A 488-nucleotide genomic window follows, 5' to 3' on the forward strand; every position below is an offset into this window, starting at 1 on the left:
CAAGTATTGAACCTTTCTGCCTCAATCTACCATAGCCTCCACAACTCAAAAGAAGCCGAAGAAGCAATTAAAGAATCATTACATCTCGCATCACAGGACGGCTTCATCTCTGTTTACACCAATGAGGCTGTTGAGCTTCTTCCGGTTCTAGCACTGGGTGCTGATCCCAGCATACCTGACAGCTATTTGCAGAAATTGAGCGCAACATTAGGATTAAGCAATGAGACCAAGCCTGTTCAACAAGATGAACTGCCTGGCGCAGCAGCATTGGAGAGCAATAAGCAATTGCTAGAACCTCTTAGCTCGCGCGAACTTGAAGTGCTCGGCCTGATTGATCAGGGCTTAGCAAACAAAGAGATCGCTCAGAAGCTAAGCCTCGCACCGGCCACCGTCAAAGCACATATTCGCAACCTATATGGAAAGATAGAAGCAAAGAGTCGTACAGAGGCTTTATCAAAAGCACGAAGCATTGGTCTGATCTAATATAC

Annotated in this window: 1 protein-coding gene; it reads left to right on the forward strand. The window is 46.1% G+C overall.

Annotated elements, in window-relative coordinates; all coding sequences use genetic code 11:
* The coding region (locus A3757_RS04160) for a response regulator transcription factor (RefSeq protein ID WP_156506166.1) at positions 1–483 on the forward strand (483 nt) is incomplete at its 5' end.
* Positions 484–488: the final 5 nt, after the last annotated feature.

This window comes from Oleiphilus sp. HI0117, from assembly GCF_001635235.1.